Source organism: Pseudomonas sp. (genome assembly GCF_049300855.1).
Lineage (GTDB): Bacteria > Pseudomonadota > Gammaproteobacteria > Pseudomonadales > Pseudomonadaceae > Aquipseudomonas.
This window is the reverse complement of the sequence record NZ_JBAQKH010000048.1, coordinates 15922-29689: the sequence shown is the minus strand read 5'-3', so window position 1 is coordinate 29689 and position 13768 is coordinate 15922. Positions and strand designations below refer to the sequence as shown.

The following is a 13768-nucleotide window of genomic DNA, read 5'->3' as shown; positions in this document are numbered from 1 at the left end:
ATTTTTTAGTTGTTATATCGGTCCATCGTTTACAGCGTCAGCAGTCTTTCGTTACAGCAATGGCGCGAGGTATCCGGCCCAGCGCGATACGGCTTCGGGGCTGCGCAGCAAGTCGTTACGCACCTCGATCAGCACCGACTCCAGGCCTCGTGCGTCGCCATGCACCGGCACGGTCATGTCGCCCAGCGGATCGATCTTGTACGGCTGATTGCCGGCGACTTTCAGCGGATGTTCGCCGAGGCCGTCAAGCAGGCGCTGCGCGTAGGCCTTGGCCTGACCGAACAGCACGCCGATTTCCAGTGGTCGCGGCTGGCCGTAATACACCGGGGTAAAACTGTGAATCCCCACCACCCGCACCGGTTGGCCCTTGGCGATACGCTCGTCGATCAGTGTCTGCAACCGTGCGTGAAACGGTTTGAACAGTGTCTGGCGGCGGTATTCGCGCGTGGCTTCGTCGAGTTCGCGGTTGCCCGGCACCTGATAGATTTCGCTTTGCGCCGGGATGCTGTCCGGGGCATGCCGTGGGCGGTTCAGGTCAATCAACAAGCGTGAATAGTTGGCGCTCAACAGCGTCGCGCCGAGTGTTTGCGACAGTTGCTCGGCCAGTTGCAGTGCGCCGATGTCCCAGGCGATGTGCTCACGCGCAGCGGCATCGTCCAGACCCAGATTGTTCAGGGCCTCGGGGATGTAGCGACTGGCGTGCTCGCACACCAGAATCAACGGGTGCGTCGAGTCGGCGCGGCTCAGGTTGTAGACCGGTCGGGTATACAACCCAAGCTCGGCGGATTCAGTACAGGCGTGCATAGTGCTCACACAGGTCAGCGGGCGAGAGCTGTTCCGTCAGCGCCAGTTCCTCGGTTTTAAGGGCGTGGTAGGTGTCGAGCAACGGCTTGGGCAGCCATTGGTTGAAGGCTGCACTGTCACGCAGGCAATCCAGTGCCTGGGCCAGTGAGGCGGGCAGGGCGACAATGCCCCGCGCCTTGCGTTGCTCGTCGTTGAGTGAATCGGGTACTTCATCGGTGATCGCGTTCAGCGCCAGGCGTTGTTCGATGCCCAGGCGGCCGGCAATCAGCAGCGCAGCCATTGCCAGATGCGGCGAGGCGGTGGCGTCCATGGCGCGAAATTCCAGGTTGAACTGGTGGGCCACGGATTTGCCGCCCAAGGTCACGGTCGGACAAATGCGCAGCGCCGCCTCACGGTTCTGCTGCCCCAGGCAGGCGTAGGACGCGCTCCAGTGATGCGGCTGCAAACGTTGGTAGGAAACCGGTGTGGGTGCAGTGAAGGCACACAGCGCCGGCAAGTAATGCAGAATCCCCGCCGCCCAATGCTGGCCGAGGCTCGACAGGCCGTTGCTGGTGCCGGCGTCATACAGCATCGGTTGGCCAGCGAGATCGAGCAGGCTGACGTGCAGGTGCACGCCGTTGCACACCGCATTTTCCGCGGTCTTGGGCGCGAAACTCAGGTCCAGGCCCATCTGCCGGGCGATCTCGCGGGTGATCTCGCGCACGTTCACCGCGCGATCTGCCGCCGCCACACCGAGTGTCGGGCGGCATGTGATTTCGTATTGATGTTTGCCGTATTCGGGCAGGAACATTTCCGGCTCGACGCCGCCGGCGCGCAGGGCGCTGAGCAGCCAGCCGCCGAATTCGGCGCCCTGACGCTGGGCTTCGAGGGAAAACGCCAGATGTTCGGCAAAGCCTGCGTGCAGATTGAATTCATGTTCGAACGCGGCGTTGACCTGCAAACCCAGTTCGTCGCGATAACGGGCGATTTCGTCGCGCAGCAGTGTGCGCGGGCAGGCGCTCCACGGGCGGCCGTCGGTTTCGCGGATATCGCCGTGGATGAAGTCCAGCGCCGGCGCGTTGGCGTCCGGGCCGTTGGCGACCGTGACGCGACTGCTCAGATCAGGAATCAGCCGCAGGTCGCCGTAGGCGCCCCACGGGTTGCTCGAAGCGATGATGTCCTGCGGCGTCAGCGCGCTGTTGGCCGGCACCCAGCCGCAACCGGCCGCTTGGTAGTGCTCCAGTTCATCGGTGGGAAACGAGCGGCCACGGGTGATGCCGATCAGGTCCGTGGTGACGATGGTGGTCATCGGCAGCGGCGTCAGGCGGGCGCTCATGCCTGCATCTCCTGCAAGCGGCCGAGTACGGTGGCGGTGTCGGTGATCCAGCAATAACCCTTGATTGCGTTCAGGCAGGCCTGATGCCGTTCGGCGCTGTAGGTGGCGCAGGCGTCTTCGACCAGCGTCACCAGATAGCCGCGATCGGCGGCGTCACGCACGGCCATGTCGACGCATTGGTCGGTGACGATGCCGGCGATGATCAGGTGCCGTGTCTCAAGGTTGCGCAGTACGTAGTCGATGTTGGTCGAGTTGAAAACGCCGGAAGAGGTTTTCGACAGGACGATTTCGTTTTCCAGCGGTGTCAGTTCGGCAATGATCTGTGCCTGCGAACTGCCTTTGGGCAGGTGCATGTCCGACAGTTTGTGGTCGAGCGAGCGGTCGCGGCCATCGGCGGTGAGGCTTTCGATAATCGTGTGCAGGACGTTCTGCCCGGCTTCGCGAAAGGCACTGAGCAAACGCTGTTGATTGGGCACTACCTGCGTGCGCGTACGGCTGAGGAAATACTCGGCGTCGGGACCGCTGAGGTGCGCGTCGAACTGCGGTTCGAGCCAGGCACGCTGCATATCCACCAGCAACAGTGCGGTGTGGTCCGTGACAAACGGCAGATCCCGCGGCGAGCGGTGGGGAAGGCTGAACATCCTTATTTATCCTCCAGCAGGTGGGTCTTGAAGTCGTTGCGCAGGGCATCGATGCCTTCCAGGCGATCGGCCAGGTCCGAGCTGCGCAGGGTCAGGCAGGCAATCAGGGCTTCGACCTGAGCCAGCGCCGGCACCATGGTGTCGAACGGTGACGCCGATTCGACGGGTGCGCTGATGATCAGATCGGCCAGTTCGCGCAACGGCGAAGCGTAGATGTCGGTGAACAGCACCACGCGTGCGTTGTTGTTTTTCGCCGCGCTGGCGACGCGCAGGGCCTGGGTCTGATAGCGGCGATAGTCGAACAACAGCACGACGTCCTGACGCTGCAGGTCGAACAGACGATCGGGCAGTTGCGCGTTGTCTTCCAGGGCGAAACAGCCGGGACGCAGCAAGCGCAAGTGATTGAGCAGGTAAGTCGCCATCAAACTGCTGAAGCGCCCGCCAAAACAGAGGATCTGATGCCGCGTATCCAATAGCCAGTCGGTCAGGATGCGCACATCTTCAGGTTGCGTCAGCGATTGGGTTTCCACCAGCAGACGGTGGCTGTCGGCCAGGTAGTGGCTCCAGGCGTCATCCTTGTGTTGCTGGGCGCGTGGCTGCAACAGCGTGCGCGGCGAGCGCAGGCGATGGTCCATGTCGCTGAGCAGGGCCTCCTGGAATTCGGCATAACCACCAAAACCGAGCTTTTTCACCAGGCGCACAATGGTCGGATCGCTGACGCCGGCGTGTTCGGCCAGACGCGCCATCGGCCCCAGGCCATTGCGCGGGTATTGATCCAGCAAGGCGCGAACGACTTTGCGCTCCGATGGCGTAAGGTCGAGGCCTGGATCGGTGATCAAGTCTCTAAGAGGGGGCATCCGGGCTCCTGCTGGATGAGGGTGTCGAATTCGCTTCATAATCCGTTAAAACAGTATTTATGTAACTGGCGCTACATGTCTAGTGAATTTTTTGCCGTGTTGAGGAAGTCCCAAAAGGGCGCGAGATGCCCGTGTAATAAGGCCTACATCGAAGGCGATCGAACTTGTAGTCCATCGCCCATGGTGGTGTCAGAGATTGCCGCTTTTTTAAGAAGGATGGTTTTAACCGGGAGCTTTCCGACTGCCCCGCAGCCCGCGCTTTACGGCACAATTGCCGACAGAGCGGCATCGCGCCGTTGATTTTCATGCCTCACGACAGAGCGAGTCATCGTGCAGACCACCCGTTTAACCCTGATGTGCCATGCGCGAACCGTCGCACAAAAACTGGCGTGTTTTCCTACGAACGAGCCTGTTGAAAATAGCGAGCTGGCGTCCGCAGCACTGGCCGCACATTTTGCCCAGCCACGGCGCTTGCTGTGTGGCCCCGAATTGCGCACGCGCCAGACCGCCGCGTGGTTCGGTGCCGATGCCGAAATCGACGACGCACTGCGCGATTGCGACTGGGGAGATTGGCACGGCAAGTCGATCAAGGACTTGCAGCGTGACGACAGCGCGGCGCTGCTCGCCTGGCTCGGTGACCGGCAGGCCGCACCGCCGGATGGCGAGTCCGTCACGCAACTTACCGCGAGGGTGGCTGCGTGGCTCACAAATTTGCAGTCGACGCCGGGCCACGTCGTTGCGGTGACTCATCCGTACGTGGTCCGCGCGGCATTGATGCACATCGTGCAAGGGGCGGCCTTCAACGCCATTGATGTCGAGCCGCTGGCAGCGATCGAACTGCGCTTCAACGGTATCTGGCGACTACGCTTGCCGGGCATTGATCCTGAGGAGACTTTCTGATGAAACAATTGCTGGTCATCGGCATTGGCGCCGGCAATCCGGACTACATCACGATGCAGGCGGTGAAGGCACTCAATCGCGTCGACGTGTTTTTCCTGATGGACAAAGGCCAGAGCAAAGACAAGCTGATCGATTTGCGCCGCGACCTCTGTGAGCGCTACATCACTGATCGTAGCTACCGTTTCGCCGAGGCCCACAGCCCGGAGCGCAAGCGCGGTGATGTCGATTACAGCGCCAGTGTCGATGAGCTGAACCGCGCCAAACAGCAGACCTTCGAACGGCTGATCAATGACGAATTGTCCGACGGCCAGTGTGGTGGTTTCCTGGTGTGGGGCGACCCGGCGTTGTACGACAGCACCATTCGTATCCTGCAGGCAATTCTGGCCTCGGGCCGCTGTGCCTTTGAGTTTGAGGTGATTCCGGGGATTACCAGCGTCCAGGCATTGGCGGCGCAGCACAAAGTGCCGCTGAACAGCATCGGGCGCTCCGTCGAAATCACCACGGGGCGGCGGCTGGCGGCGGGGCAGGTGAGTGACGCGGACAGTCTGGTGGTGATGCTCGATGCCGAAGATTCCTACCAGCGGGTGGCGGATCCTCAGACAGAGATTTACTGGGGTGCATATCTGGGCACGCCGGACGAGATTCTGATCAGCGGCAAGTTGGCCGATGTTGCGGACGAAATCGAGCGGGTGCGCAAGGCCGCCCGGGCCGAGCATGGGTGGATCATGGATACCTATTTGCTGCGCAAGCCTTCAGTTTTCGATGACTGAGTCGGCCTCAGGAAACAGCACTGACCCCACGCCCAAACCGCTCCCGATACACCGACGGCGGCACGCCGACCACGCTGCGAAACGCCACGCGAAAACTCTCCACCGAGCGATAACCACAGCGCTGGGCAATCTGTTCGGTGTTGTGCGGTGTGCTTTCCAGCAACTCCCGCGCCCGCGCCAGCCGCTCATGCTGCAACCACGCCTTGGGCGATTGCCCGCTGGCTTCAGTGAAGCGGCGCAGAAACGTCCGCTCACTCATCGCCGCTTCGCTGGCCAGATCGCGCACTTCCAACGGTTCATGCAAACGCTCGCGCGCCCACTGCATCACCCGTGACAAATCGTTGCGTGGTGTCGCGCTGACCGGTGTCGGAATGAACTGCGCCTGACCACCGGTGCGCTGCGGCGACATCACCAGTCGCCGCGCCACGGCGTTGGCGACTTGCGTACCGAAATCCCGCGCCACCAGATGCAGGCAGGCATCAATGCCGGCCGCGCTGCCGGCCGAAGTAATCAATTGGCCGGAGTCGACGTAGAGCACATCGGCATCCACCGCGATCGCCGGAAAGCGTTGCGCCAGTTCTGCGGTGTAACGCCAATGGGTGGTCGCGCCATGCCCGTCGAGCAGACCCGTGGCCGCCAGCACAAAAACCCCCGAGCAAATCGACAGCAGGCGTGCGCCCCGGGCGTGAGCCTGACGCAACGCTTCGATCAGCGCTGGCGGTACAGCGGCGTTGCGGTCGCGCCAACCGGGGATGATGATCGTGCGCGCTGCGGCCAGCAGTTCCAGACCGCCGTCGGCCAGTACGTGAATGCCGCCCATGGCGCGCATCGGACCGTGATCGACGGCGGCAATGGCGTGTTCGTACCACGGAAAATCGAACTCCGGCCGGGCAAGACCGAAGATCTCCACGGCGATGCCGAACTCGAACGTGCAGAGGCCGTCGTAGGCGAGAATGGCGACCAATCCTGGTGATGGGGGCATTTGGCGGAAAACTCCCGGTAGGTGTCTTGTGCGCCACTGTAGCGATTCGCGGCGGCTCGATAAAGTCTGTTTACACCCGTTCAGATGAAGGAGTTCTGCCCATGACCAGCCTGGTTCGCGACATCCCCGCCGCCCCGTCGGCGATTGCCTTGATGCATTTCAGCAACCGTCTGACCTTTGAAACCGATTGTTCCGACGTACACGGCAGCCAGGAGGCCGGGGAGATTGATTTCGTGCTGGTTGATGTGCGCGGGCCGCTGGCGTTCGAGAGGGGCCATGTACCGGGCGCGATCAACATTCCGACACGTCTGCTGACAGCCGCAGGGTTGAGCGAATACCCAATGAACACCCTGTTCGTGGTCTATTGCGCCGGTCCGCACTGCAACGGCGCCAACAAGGCGGCGGTGAAACTGGCGGCGCTGGGCTACCCGGTCAAGGAAATGCTCGGCGGCGTCACCGGATGGCTGGATGAAGGATTTGAGCTGAACGTGCCGCACGTCGCCCAAACGCCGATCAGCTGCGCCTGTTGAATAAGCGGTGGAGTTGCTGCGAGCAACTCCACCCGTTTTTGGGCGGATTCATGAGCCGATTGAGGGCGTGTCCTACAGCCTTTGCCCCACGACGGCGCAGCGGTTGACACCGGTCAATCGGCTTGCCGAATTCCTGTAAATATTTGTCGCTTAAACACAATTTGCCCTGTGCGCGCCGCCATAGACTGCCGGCCACTTCGGTTTTTGCCTCTAAATGGCCATGACCGAACGCTGAATCGAAAGCTGCCAATAAAAGCCTCCGCACACAGGAGTAATAAATGAAGAAGCTAGTGATGTTCGGTGCCCTGGCACTGTCGATGTTGTCCCTGACCGCTGTGGCCGAAGACGCCAAGCCGATCCGCATCGGTATCGAAGCCGGTTACCCGCCATTCTCGATGAAAACCCCTGACGGCAAACTCACCGGTTTCGACGTCGACATCGGCGATGCGCTGTGCGAGCAGATGAAAGTCAAATGTACCTGGGTCGAGCAAGAGTTCGATGGCCTGATCCCGGCGCTGAAAGTGAAGAAGATCGACGCGATTCTGTCCTCGATGACCATCACTGACGATCGCAAGAAAAACGTCGACTTCACCATCAAGTACTACCACACCCCGGCGCGCTTCGTGATGAAGGAAGGCTCCGGCGTCAAAGACCCGCTGACCGAACTCAAAGGCAAGAAAGTCGGCGTGCTGCGCGCCAGTACTCATGACCGTTATGCCACCGAAGTGCTGGTGCCGGCCGGGATCGACCTGGTGCGTTACGGCTCGCAACAGGAAGCCAACCTCGACATGGTTTCCGGCCGTATCGACGCGATGCTGGCCGACTCGGTCAACCTCAGTGACGGTTTCCTGAAAACCGACGCCGGCAAAGGCTTCGAATTCGTTGGCCCGACCTATGAAGACGCCAAGTACTTCGGCGGCGGCGCCGGCATTGCGGTGCGCAAGGGTGATACCGCGCTGGCCGAGCAGTTCAACAAGGCCATCACTGAAATCCGCGCCAATGGCAAGTACAAGCAAGTGCAGGACAAGTATTTCGACTTTGACGTGTACGGCCATTAATACGCCGTAGAAAAAAGTGGCCCCGTTTGCGCGGTGGCCACTTTTTTATGCACTCGAATTTGATAGAAGAACCCTGTGGGAGCGAGCTTGCTCGCGAATACGGTTTAACATTCAACATCTTTATCGACTGTCAAATTGCATTCGCGAGCAAGCTCGCTCCCACAGGGATCTCATTGATCCGGATCTACCAGACTGCAGGAGTTTTCCCCATGCAACGCATCGACCATGTTCTGCCCTGGAGCCACCTTGGCAGCGAACGTTCTCTGAGCGTGTTTCGCTACGGCGCGGGCACCCGCAAGGTGTACATCCAGGCCAGCTTGCACGCCGATGAACTGCCGGGCATGCGCACCGCGTGGGAACTCAAGCAGCGCCTGAATGAACTTGAACGGCAAGGCCGTTTGCAGGGCGTGATCGAACTGGTGCCGGTGGCCAACCCGATCGGCCTCGATCAGCACGTGCAAGGCGCGCACATGGGCCGTTTTGAACTGGGCAGTGGCAAGAACTTCAACCGCGCCTTCGTCGAACTCAGCGCACCGGTCGAGGCGCTGATCGGCGAGCGTCTGGGCGCGGATGCCGAGGCCAACGTCGCGTTGATCCGCCAAACCATGGGCCAGGTCTTCGACAGCCTGCCGGCGCCGGCCTCGCAACTGCAAGCGCTGCATCGCTTGCTGTTGCGCCATGCCTGCGATGCCGACATTACCCTCGATCTGCACTGCGATTTCGACGCTGCGATTCACCTGTATGCGTTGCCGCAACACTGGCCGCAGTGGCAATCGCTGGCGGCACGCCTGAAGGCGGGCGTGGCGTTGCTGTGTGAGGATTCCGGCGGCAGTTCGTTCGATGAATCCTGCTCGACGCCGTGGTTGCGTCTGGCGCGGGCGTTCCCGAACGCAGCGATCCCGGCGGCCAACCTGGCCACCACCCTGGAACTAGGCAGCATGGGCGACACCCGGGTCGATCAGGCCCAGGCCAACTGTGAAGCGATCCTTGGTTTTCTTGCCGAGCAGGGTTTCATCAGCGGTGAATGGCCGGCGGCGCCGAGCGAATGTTGTGAAGGGCTGCCGTTTGAGGGCACCGAATACCTGTTCGCCCCGCACCATGGTGTAGTGAGTTTCCTGCGCAATGCCGGCGAATGGGTGGAGAAGGGCGATGCGCTGTTTGAGGTGGTGGATCCGTTGCAGGATCGCGTGACTACCGTTTGCGCCGGCACCAGTGGCGTGTTGTTTGCGCTTGATCGTGGCCGTTACACCGAGCCTGGGATCTGGCAGGCGAAAGTGGCGGGGCGGGTGCCGTTTCGCACGGGCAAGCTGACGAACGACTGACGGACCTTCGCTGGATTCACTGGCCCTTTCGCGAGCAAGCTCGCTCCCACAGGGGAATGCATTTCCAATGTGGGAGCGAGCTTGCTCGCGAAGGGGCCTTCAACATCACCACTGAATTTGGATCCTTGGCCCAGGGTGTTAGGCTCCCTGTGAACCCGACACCCTGTGAAGGAAGGCTCTATGTTGAAGGTGTTTGCTCTGTTGACCCTGCTGGCGTCCACCGCCGTCCAGGCTCAAACCACGCTGCAATCCGATCTGCCGCTGAAATACATCGAACAGGTTCACGCCGACGCCGAGCCGCGTCCGCTGGTGATTTTCCTGCACGGCTACGGCAGTAACGAAGCCGATCTGATCGGCATGAAATTCCAGTTGCCGGCGCAGTACAACTACCTGTCGGTGCAGGCGCCGCTGGCGTTGGGCGAGGGTCGCTACCAGTGGTTTCGCAAGAAAGGCGAAGGTGCCTACAACGGCGAGACCGATGATCTGAAGGTCAGTGGCCAGAAACTGCGCGACTTTATCGCGCAAGCGGCAAAGAAATATCACACCAGCCCCGACAAGGTGTACCTGATCGGTTTCAGTCAGGGCGCGATGATGACGTACGAAGTCGGGCTGCGGCCGCCAGTCGCCGTCGGTGGGATTGCGGCGTTGAGCGGGCGCTTGTTGCCGGTGTTGAAGGGCGAACTGAAATCGCAGCAGCAACCGTTGCCGCTGAACATCTTCATCGGTCACGGCACCGCCGATGATCGCGTGCCGTATCACGATGGCACCGCCGCCGATGCGTTGCTGCAGAAGCTGGATTACAAACCGCAATTTCACGCCTATCCGGGTGTCGGCCACAGCATCAGTGCGGCCGAACTGCGCGATCTCAACGCCTGGTTGCAGCAGCTCAATCCTTGAGGATGGTTTTCACCAGCGCGTCGTGACCTTTCTTGTCGCTGGCGCGGGAGATCACCTGCACCAGCGCCATTTTCGTCCCGGAGCCGGCCAGCAACGTGGTGTTGAGGGTCTGGCCGCCGCCCTGGGTGGCGGTGCTGTCGACCTGACGCAGACCGAGGCCGGTGCCTTTCTGGGTCAGGCTTTTCTCAGTGAGCTTGTTGAAGTCCGGCAAGGCTTTGCTTTGGTCTTCGACGAAGCGGGCCACGCTGCCGTCGAGGAATTCACCGTCGTTGTCCTTGACGTGGGTGCCTTCGGGAATCTTGTTTTCAGCGGTGATGACCACGGTCTTGGTGGCCTCATTGGTGTACATCGTACCCGTCGCACCGCTCGGGCTGGCCGGCAGCGGGTCGGCGACGAAGCCCTTGGGCAGCACGAATGAGAGCTTGCCGTCGAGCATCGAGACTTTATCGGTGCCGGCTTTTTCCTTGGCCTTGGCTGCCTGAGCGTTAATGGCGCCGAGGCCGGCGACTGCCGCCAGCAACAGGACAACGGCTTTCTTGCTCAACAATGACATTCGAATCTCCGGGTGATGGGCGCGCTAGGCGGGCGATCATCCCACGCAGCGGCTTGTCACTCCAGCCCGGCTCGTCTGAACGGATATGGATGTTGCGCATTTGCCCAAAGCTAATATTAAGTCTGGGGTTGTTTTATCAGGGCGGGTTTGGCCAGCAGTTTGCGCGTCACCCCCAGCATTGCCACCGACACCGCGACACCCACGGCAAAGCCACTCAAGCCCATGCTTGGCAAGGTCAGCGCCGAGACCAGGCAAAACGCTGAGAACGAATACATCCCCGTCGCCGTCGCCCGCAACAGAACAGCGGTAAACGCCGGGCCCCGCGTCTGCTGGGAGAACACCGCCATCACACTGCCAAGCACCGGGAACACTGCAAGCAGTCCGCTCCAGCGTTCACCGACGGTGCTGGCGAGCATCGTCACCAGCAGCGTCAAGGCCGCACCGGCAATCATCCGCCAGATCAACTTGTCCGACTTCGGCGCCGGCCCATTGAGTACCGGTTGCACCTTGGGAAACAGATACGGCGATGACAGCAGGGCAATCGCTGCCGCCGCCACGGAGAACGGCAACGACGCCGGAACCAGCGACAGCACCCCGGCAATCACCGCCCACACCGCCAGCGACACCGTCAGCGCTAACGGCCAGTTGGCCCGTTGCGCGACCTGCGCGTAGGTGATGCAGAAGGCGATCATCGCGAACATGGCTGACAGTGCGGCCACGGCCGATTGCGCGGCAAACGCCGGGCCTTGTTCAATCGCGAGGAAAAACAGAATCGGCCCGACCACCACCGGCAACCCCGACAACCAACCCGCAACGCTGGGCCCCCAACGCTTGCCCGCGAGGGAAATCAGCAGCAGAAAACCGGGAATCAGCAGCAGTTTGAGGATCAGCACGCACGTGTCTCCGTCGGATGGATGAGGGCCACGTTAGCACCGCCGGTCAACGATTGCTGCCTGTGTGTGCAAATTTTGTATACAAAGTGCCGGTGGCCATAGCCGACTATGCTCTGACTATCAGGGCTGGCCGGAGTCGATACCGCGATGAACAGAACACCAAAATTGTTGCGTGGCTGTTGCGGCATTGGCTTGTGGGCGCTGTTGCTGACGCCGACCTGGGCCAATTGGCAGGATGCCGTCCCTGGCGCACAGATCATCGGCACCGGCGATTTCACTGTGTTTGGTTTTGACGTTTATAACGCGCGCCTGTGGAGCGCGGCGCGACCGTTGGCGGATGGCCAGCCGTTTGCGCTGGAATTGATTTATCGGCGCAGCATTTCCCGCGATGATCTGGTCAAGGCCAGTGTCGATGAGATCAAACGCCTGGCTGGCAACACTGTCAGCCCCGCGCAACTGGCCGGTTGGCAGATGCAGATGCAGCAATCGTTCGTCGATGTGCAGGCCGGTACGCGGATTACCGGCGTGTATCTGCCGGGGCAGGGTGCGCGGTTTTTTGTCGGGCAGCAGTTGCAGCATGAAATCGACGACCCTTTGTTTGCCCGGGCGTTTTTCGATATCTGGCTGGATCCGCGTACGCGCAGCCCCGAGTTGCGTGAGCAGTTGTTAGGGGTGAGTCGATAGATTTTTTTACGTTTCAAGGCTCGGACAGAACCGTCTAAGCTGCGTTTTTCCGACTTGTTTCTGGATGTGTGCGTGAAATTCAGCTTGCCCAAAATCGCCACCGCGCCGTTTTGCCCGCCGGAAGTGGCCGGCAGTGTTGCGGTGGATCCGACCGCCTCGTTCTTCAAGCGTGTGCTGCGTTTCGCCGGCCCCGGTTTGCTGGTGTCGATCGGCTACATGGACCCGGGCAACTGGGCGACCGCGATCGAGGCCGGCTCGCGTTTTGGCTACAGCCTGCTGTTCGTGGTGTTGTTGGCGAGTCTGGCGGGCATGGTCGTGCAGTGCCTGTGTTCGCGCCTGGGCATCGCCACCGGCCGCGACCTCGCGCAACTGTCCCGCGAGCGCTACAGCACGCCGACCGCACGGTTGCAGTGGGTGCTGGCGGAAATCTCGATCATCGCCACCGACCTTGCCGAAGTGCTCGGTTGCGCGTTGGCGTTTCACTTGCTGCTCGGCTGTTCCCTGACCTTCGGCATCGCCCTGACGGCGTTCGACACCTTGTTGGTGCTGGCCTTGCAGAACCGTGGGTTCCGCCGCCTGGAAGCGATCATGCTGGTGCTGGTCGCCACCATCGGTGTGTGTTTCTTCGTCGAGCTGCTGCTGATCAAACCGTACTGGCCGGACGTCGCCCAAGGCTTCAAACCGTCATTGGCGGCAATCAGCGATGCCGCGCCGTTGTACCTGGCCATCGGCATTCTCGGTGCGACGGTGATGCCGCATAACCTTTACCTGCATACCTCGATCGTGCAGACGCGGATGATCGGCAAGGATCTGGCGAGCAAGCAGGATGCAGTGAAACTGGCGCGCATCGACACCATTGGCTCGCTGGCGCTGGCGTTGCTGGTCAACGCGGCGATCCTGATTCTCGCGGCGGCAGCGTTCCATCAGTCCGGGCATACCGATGTGGTGGATATTCAGGACGCCTATCACTTGCTCGATCCGCTGGTCGGTGGCGCACTGGCCAGCGTGTTGTTCGGTGTGGCGTTGCTGGCGTCGGGACAGAGTTCGACGTTTACCGGCACCATCGCCGGGCAGGTGATCATGGAGGGTTATCTGAACCTGCGGATCCCGTGCTGGCAGCGGCGTTTGATCACCCGTGGGCTGGCGCTGATTCCGGCGTTCATTGGCGTGTGGTTGATGGGCGATAACGCGGTGGGCAAGTTGTTGGTGTTGAGCCAGGTGGTGTTGAGTCTGCAGTTGCCGTTTGCCCTGTATCCGCTGATTCGCATGACCAATGACCAGCAACTGATGGGGCCGTTTGTGAACCGCTGGCCGACACGGGTGTTGGCGTGGGGGTTGTTTGTGGTGATCAGCGGGGCGAATGCCTGGTTGATTTTGCAATTGGCTGGCTGAAAATTTTGTGCTGACTGGGCTGGCCTCATCGCTGGCAAGCCAGCTCCCACAGGGTTAATGGGTGTACAGAATATTTGTAACCACCATCAATCACTGTGGGAGCTGGCTTGCCAGCGATAGGGCCATTGAGAGCAACACAAAATCCAGGCAAAAAAACACCCGGTGCAACG

Annotated in this window: 15 protein-coding genes; 8 read left to right on the top strand and 7 right to left on the bottom strand. The window is 61.1% G+C overall.

Going from position 1 to position 13768, the window contains the following annotated elements:
* Nucleotides 1-51 precede the first annotated feature (51 nt).
* Genes WA225_RS24545 through WA225_RS24530 form a run of 4 tightly spaced genes read right to left on the bottom strand, consistent with a single transcriptional unit; the run spans nucleotide 52 to nucleotide 3617 of the window.
* Nucleotides 52-804 carry an N-formylglutamate amidohydrolase gene (locus WA225_RS24545; RefSeq protein ID WP_422610000.1) on the bottom strand — a complete coding sequence of 251 codons (753 nt, stop codon included), beginning with the start codon at nucleotides 802-804 and terminating at the stop codon, nucleotides 52-54.
* The gene (locus WA225_RS24540; RefSeq protein ID WP_422609999.1) at nucleotides 788-2119 is read right to left on the bottom strand and encodes a glutamine synthetase; all 1332 of its coding nucleotides are present in this window, start codon (nucleotides 2117-2119) and stop codon (nucleotides 788-790) included. Before WA225_RS24540 ends, WA225_RS24545 begins: the two co-directional genes overlap by 17 nt.
* Entirely contained in the window at nucleotides 2116-2760 is a 645-nt protein-coding gene (locus WA225_RS24535; RefSeq protein WP_422609998.1) for an isochorismatase family cysteine hydrolase, read from the bottom strand. Before WA225_RS24535 ends, WA225_RS24540 begins: the two co-directional genes overlap by 4 nt.
* 2 nt (nucleotides 2761-2762) lie before the next feature.
* Nucleotides 2763-3617 carry a MurR/RpiR family transcriptional regulator gene (locus WA225_RS24530; protein WP_422609997.1) on the bottom strand — a complete coding sequence of 285 codons (855 nt, stop codon included), beginning with the start codon at nucleotides 3615-3617 and terminating at the stop codon, nucleotides 2763-2765.
* Between the two features lie 330 nt (nucleotides 3618-3947).
* On the opposite strand from WA225_RS24530, the gene WA225_RS24525 reads away from it, so the two are divergent.
* Entirely contained in the window at nucleotides 3948-4517 is a 570-nt protein-coding gene (locus tag WA225_RS24525; RefSeq protein WP_422609996.1) for a histidine phosphatase family protein, read from the top strand.
* Complete coding sequence (gene cobF, locus WA225_RS24520; RefSeq protein WP_422609995.1) at nucleotides 4517-5287, top strand: precorrin-6A synthase (deacetylating); 771 nt, start codon at nucleotides 4517-4519, stop codon at nucleotides 5285-5287. The genes WA225_RS24525 and cobF overlap by 1 nt, the downstream gene beginning before the upstream one ends.
* Before the next feature lie 7 nt (nucleotides 5288-5294).
* Here cobF and ftrA read toward each other — a convergent pair whose 3' ends face one another.
* On the bottom strand, nucleotides 5295-6269 hold the full coding sequence (gene ftrA / locus WA225_RS24515; RefSeq protein ID WP_422609994.1) for a transcriptional regulator FtrA: 975 nt from the start codon (nucleotides 6267-6269) through the stop codon (nucleotides 5295-5297).
* 101 nt (nucleotides 6270-6370) lie between these two features.
* On the opposite strand from ftrA, the gene WA225_RS24510 reads away from it, so the two are divergent.
* The 4 genes from WA225_RS24510 (at nucleotide 6371) to WA225_RS24495 (ending at nucleotide 10076) form a co-directional block, all read left to right on the top strand.
* A complete protein-coding gene (locus WA225_RS24510) occupies nucleotides 6371-6799 on the top strand; it encodes a rhodanese-like domain-containing protein (protein ID WP_422609993.1) in 429 nt (142 codons plus the stop codon).
* A gap of 278 nt (nucleotides 6800-7077) precedes the next feature.
* Nucleotides 7078-7857 (top strand): ABC transporter substrate-binding protein, encoded by a 780-nt coding sequence (locus WA225_RS24505; RefSeq protein WP_422609992.1) that lies wholly within the window; start codon nucleotides 7078-7080, stop codon nucleotides 7855-7857.
* 209 nt (nucleotides 7858-8066) lie between these two features.
* A complete protein-coding gene (locus WA225_RS24500; protein ID WP_422609991.1) occupies nucleotides 8067-9179 on the top strand; it encodes a succinylglutamate desuccinylase/aspartoacylase family protein in 1113 nt (370 codons plus the stop codon).
* Nucleotides 9180-9359: 180 nt separating this feature from the next.
* On the top strand, nucleotides 9360-10076 hold the full coding sequence (locus tag WA225_RS24495; RefSeq protein WP_422609990.1) for an alpha/beta hydrolase: 717 nt from the start codon (nucleotides 9360-9362) through the stop codon (nucleotides 10074-10076).
* Here the strand turns inward: WA225_RS24495 and WA225_RS24490 are convergent.
* Together WA225_RS24490 and WA225_RS24485 are read right to left on the bottom strand one after the other, a co-directional pair.
* Nucleotides 10066-10629, bottom strand: coding sequence for a hypothetical protein (locus WA225_RS24490; RefSeq protein ID WP_422609989.1), 564 nt, complete (start codon nucleotides 10627-10629; stop codon nucleotides 10066-10068). The two genes, WA225_RS24495 and WA225_RS24490, sit on opposite strands and share 11 nt — an antisense overlap.
* A 116-nt stretch (nucleotides 10630-10745) precedes the next feature.
* Nucleotides 10746-11522, bottom strand: a complete 777-nt coding sequence (locus WA225_RS24485; protein WP_422609988.1) for a hypothetical protein — start codon at nucleotides 11520-11522, stop codon at nucleotides 10746-10748.
* Nucleotides 11523-11669: 147 nt separating this feature from the next.
* On the opposite strand from WA225_RS24485, the gene WA225_RS24480 reads away from it, so the two are divergent.
* On the top strand, nucleotides 11670-12206 hold the full coding sequence (locus WA225_RS24480) for a chalcone isomerase family protein (RefSeq protein ID WP_422609987.1): 537 nt from the start codon (nucleotides 11670-11672) through the stop codon (nucleotides 12204-12206).
* Nucleotides 12207-12278: 72 nt separating this feature from the next.
* A complete protein-coding gene (locus WA225_RS24475) occupies nucleotides 12279-13598 on the top strand; it encodes an Nramp family divalent metal transporter (RefSeq protein ID WP_422609986.1) in 1320 nt (439 codons plus the stop codon).
* Nucleotides 13599-13768 lie beyond the last annotated feature (170 nt).

Coding starts and splice junctions, on each gene's coding strand:
- WA225_RS24545 (WP_422610000.1), bottom strand. CDS start 804: ATGCACGCCTGTACTGAATCCGCCGAGCTTGGGTTGTATACCCGACCG.
- WA225_RS24510 (WP_422609993.1), top strand. CDS start 6,371: ATGACCAGCCTGGTTCGCGACATCCCCGCCGCCCCGTCGGCGATTGCC.
- WA225_RS24500 (WP_422609991.1), top strand. CDS start 8,067: ATGCAACGCATCGACCATGTTCTGCCCTGGAGCCACCTTGGCAGCGAA.
- WA225_RS24495 (WP_422609990.1), top strand. CDS start 9,360: ATGTTGAAGGTGTTTGCTCTGTTGACCCTGCTGGCGTCCACCGCCGTC.
- WA225_RS24540 (WP_422609999.1), bottom strand. CDS start 2,119: ATGAGCGCCCGCCTGACGCCGCTGCCGATGACCACCATCGTCACCACG.
- WA225_RS24535 (WP_422609998.1), bottom strand. CDS start 2,760: ATGTTCAGCCTTCCCCACCGCTCGCCGCGGGATCTGCCGTTTGTCACG.
- WA225_RS24530 (WP_422609997.1), bottom strand. CDS start 3,617: ATGCCCCCTCTTAGAGACTTGATCACCGATCCAGGCCTCGACCTTACG.
- WA225_RS24505 (WP_422609992.1), top strand. CDS start 7,078: ATGAAGAAGCTAGTGATGTTCGGTGCCCTGGCACTGTCGATGTTGTCC.
- cobF (WP_422609995.1), top strand. CDS start 4,517: ATGAAACAATTGCTGGTCATCGGCATTGGCGCCGGCAATCCGGACTAC.
- WA225_RS24490 (WP_422609989.1), bottom strand. CDS start 10,629: ATGTCATTGTTGAGCAAGAAAGCCGTTGTCCTGTTGCTGGCGGCAGTC.
- ftrA (WP_422609994.1), bottom strand. CDS start 6,269: ATGCCCCCATCACCAGGATTGGTCGCCATTCTCGCCTACGACGGCCTC.
- WA225_RS24480 (WP_422609987.1), top strand. CDS start 11,670: ATGAACAGAACACCAAAATTGTTGCGTGGCTGTTGCGGCATTGGCTTG.